Source organism: Mycobacterium sp. (assembly GCF_035603715.1).
Taxonomy (GTDB): domain Bacteria; phylum Actinomycetota; class Actinomycetes; order Mycobacteriales; family Mycobacteriaceae; genus Mycobacterium.
Genome location: NZ_DATNJW010000406.1, coordinates 1 through 3565, shown reverse-complemented (window position 1 = coordinate 3565; position 3565 = coordinate 1). Strand labels below are relative to the sequence as shown.

Below are 3565 nucleotides of genomic sequence, written 5' to 3'. Positions count from 1 at the left end.
GTGCCGGTGACGTAGCTGGTCAGGTTGTTGTGAGTCAGCTCAACGGCTTTGGGCCGCGACGTGGTACCCGAGGTGAACAACACCACAGCCACGGCGTCGGGGTCGGCGAAGGCCGAGACAGGCTCGGTGCATCGCGCGGCCTCGATGAACTCGTCGGACGTCATCACCCGCTCGCCGATACCGGCCAGGACGTCCTGGTACTCGACATCGACCACGATCAGCGGATCGGATAGCCGATCGATGAGCTGTCGCAGCCCGTCCGGACTCAGCCGATAATTCAGCGGCGTGAACGCCGTGTTCGCCCGGGCCGACGCGAACAGCAGCAGCGGGAGCAACACTCCCCCGGTGCCGACATAGACGACGTGAGTCGCCCCGGACGCCGTGATCACGCCCGCACCACCGTCGGCGAGCGCGCTGAGATCTGCGGTGGTCAACCGAACGTCGGCGTCCACCACGGCAACCCGATGGGGATCACCCGATGCCGCCATCTCCAAAAGCAACGAAATGCTCAAAGCCCCTCAGCCTCCACCTGCGAATTGGTGCCCTGGCGCCGCCCCGGGCAGCGATCCGATTCTAGACCCGGGCCAACGAATCAGATATATAGTTATAGGCTTAGTGGTATCTGAGTCAACGCGCACTCCTGTCGCCTGCTGGTTCGACAGTGACGCATGCTGGAGGGAACTTGATGAGTAGTACGCCCGAGGTCGCCATCATCGGGGTCGGCCTTCATCCGTTCGGGCGGTACGAGGACAGGTCGGCGCTGGAAATGGGCGCGGTGGCGATCAGCAGGGCACTGCGCGACGCCGGGGTGCACTGGTCGGACGTGGGCAGCCTATACGCGGGCAGCCTCGAGGTGGCTAACCCCGAGGCTGTGACGGGACTGGCCGGCATGACCGGGCTCCCGGCGCGAGCAACGCTCAGCGGGTGCGCGACGGGTAACTCATTGCTGACCCTGGCCGCGCGAGATGTCCAACTCGGCGAAGCCGAGATTGCGGTCGGCGTCGGGCTGGACAAGCATCCGCGTGGCGCGTTCGGGGCCGACCCGTCGGTGTCGGGCTTGCCCCAGTGGTACGGCGATCAGGGCATGTTCCTGACCACGCACTACTTCGGCACCAAGATCATGCGATACATGCACGATCACGGCATCACCGAGGAGACGCTGGCCCGCGTGGCCGCCAAGAACTTGGACAACGGTGCGTTGGCGCCGCATGCGTGGCGCCGCAAGCCGATGAGCGTCGAGGCGATCCTGAGCTCGCCGATCGTGAACGCCCCGCTGCGCCAATACATGTACTGCAACCCGAACGAAGGCGCTGCCGCCGTGGTGGTGTGCCGGGCCGATAAAGCCAAGCAGTACACCGACACTCCGATCTATCTGCGTTCGACTGCGCTGCGCAGCCGCCGCGAAGGCGCCTACGAACTGCTGCGCACCTCGATCGAGCTGCCGATCGTGCCCGGCACCACCGCCGAGGCCGCCCGCGTTGCCTACGAGTTGGCCGGCATCGGCCCCGAGGACGTCGACGTTGCTCAGTTGCAGGACACCGATTCCGGGTCCGAGATCATCCACATGGCCGAGACAGGACTCTGCAAGGACGGCGAACAGGAAGCGCTGCTCGCCGACGGCGTCACCAAGATCGGCGGCCGGCTGCCCGTCAACACCGACGGTGGCCTGTTGGCCAACGGCGAACCGGTCGGCGCGTCCGGCCTTCGCCAGGTCTACGAGCTGGTCCAGCAATTGCGCGGCGCCGCAGGAGACCGTCAAGTACCCAACGATCCGCAGGTCGGGCTGGCTCAGCTGTACGGGGCACCCGGAACCGCAGCCGTCGCGATCCTGTCCCGGTAGCCGCCAACCGAAGGGAGTAATGCCGATGACCGACACCCAGGCGGAATCGCGCCCACGCGCCGAGGTCGACCTCGACCACCACTCGCCCGAATTCCGCGAAGACCCGTACAGACGGTTCCGTCAGATGCGTGAATCAGGCTGTCCGGTAGCACATTCCGGGCACTACGAAGGTTTCTGGGCGTTGGTCGACTACGCCTCGGTCTTCGAAGCGGCCCGCGACGACGACTTGTTCAACTCTTACCCGTCGGTAGGCGTGCCGGCCAGCGAGCTGCCGTTGCCGATCCTGCCGATCGAGTCGGATCCTCCCGAGACCCAGGAGCTGCGCGAGGTCACCCTCAAGCGCTTCTCACCCGGCTCGGCGGAGCGATTCCGCGAGTCCGCCATCGAGATGACCGACGAGGCGATCGATGCCTTTATCGAGCGCGGCAATTGTGACCTTGTCGGAGAGCTGACGACACCGCTGCCGGCGCGACTGATCCTACGGCTGTTGAACTTTGACGAGTCGCGGTTCATGGACTGGGTCGGCTGGGTGCATACCACCGTGCACGACCGTGCGCACGATCCGGAGAAGGCCGCGATCGCCGGGATGGAGATGTTCGGCGAGATCGGCAAGCACATGGAACAGCGCCGCGCCGAAGGGCTCGGCGACGACTTGTTCAGCGACATCTTGCGCGGAACGCTGAACGGTGAACCGCTCGACGACGGCCAGATCACCATGTACACGGTGCTGATGATGCTCGGCGGGATGGACACCACCAGTGGCTTCACCGGCAATGTGCTGTTGCGGCTGTGTAAGGACGCGGAGTTGCGCGCAAAGTTCACAGAAGATCCGAGCCTGGTCAAGAAGTCCACCGACGAGCTGCTGCGCCTGTACACGCCGACGCTCGGCTTGGCGCGCACCGTCTCGCGCGACGCCGACTTCCACGACCAGCCGCTGCGCCAGGGCGACCGGGCGATCCTGATGTGGGCGGCGGCCAACCGCGACCCCGCGATGTTCGAGAACCCCGATGACCTCGACCTGGATCGCCCGAATGCCAAGAAGCACATGGCTTTCGGTGTGGGTATGCACCGCTGCCTGGGTTCGCACTATGCCAAGTTGATGTTCGACGTGATGCTCACCCAGGTACTCAAGCGGCTACCCGATTTCGCGTTGGCCGGCGAGCCGAAACTGTTCGAGGACGCCGGCGAGGTGTACGCCGTGCGCGAATTGCCGGTTCGTTTCACGCCCGGCCCCCGGGTGGGCTGACAGACGGTCGGGACGGGAGAACACGGTGACGGCTGGCACCATCGCCGGGCTGCTGGATGAGTGCGCCGCCGGCCGACCCGATCGTCCGCTGCTGCGCGACGTCAACGGTGAGACACTCACCATGTCGCAGGTCGCCGCGCTGGCATCGGCTGCCGCGGGATGGCTGGCAGATGCTGGTGTGCGTCCCGGCATGACGGTCGCCTGGCAGCTGCCCTCACACGTCCACGCGGCGGTGGTGATGTTGGCCCTGGCCCGCATGCCCGTTGTCCAGGCCCCGGTGCTGCACCTCTATCGGCGCCGCGAGGTGTGTGCCGCAGTCGAAGTCGCGCGCGCCGACATCCTGTTGGTCGACGAGTCGACGGCTGCCAACGCGGCGCCCGGGATACCCACTGTCGTAGTGCCCAACGACTTTGGCCGCAGGCTCCAGACGTCGCCGGCAACCAGCCCTGGGCACGGACCACACCACACCGCAGCGGAGC

Annotated in this window: 4 protein-coding genes; 3 read left to right on the top strand and 1 reads right to left on the bottom strand. The window is 66.1% G+C overall.

Going from position 1 to position 3565, the window contains the following annotated elements; all coding sequences use genetic code 11:
- A partial coding sequence (locus tag VN856_RS16810) for a class I adenylate-forming enzyme family protein (RefSeq protein ID WP_325690989.1) occupies positions 1–512 on the bottom strand: 512 nt, incomplete at its 3' end.
- Positions 513–685: 173 nt separating this feature from the next.
- Here VN856_RS16810 and VN856_RS16805 point away from each other — a divergent pair.
- From VN856_RS16805 to VN856_RS16795, 3 genes are all read left to right on the top strand, one after another.
- Positions 686–1840, top strand: a complete 1155-nt coding sequence (locus tag VN856_RS16805) for a thiolase family protein (RefSeq protein WP_325690987.1) — start codon at positions 686–688, stop codon at positions 1838–1840.
- A 25-nt stretch (positions 1841–1865) separates the two neighbouring features.
- The gene (locus VN856_RS16800) at positions 1866–3086 is read left to right on the top strand and encodes a cytochrome P450 (RefSeq protein WP_325690985.1); all 1221 of its coding nucleotides are present in this window, start codon (positions 1866–1868) and stop codon (positions 3084–3086) included.
- Positions 3087–3111: 25 nt separating this feature from the next.
- Positions 3112–3565 (top strand): AMP-binding protein (locus tag VN856_RS16795; protein WP_325690983.1); only part of this gene is annotated, 454 nt, incomplete at its 3' end.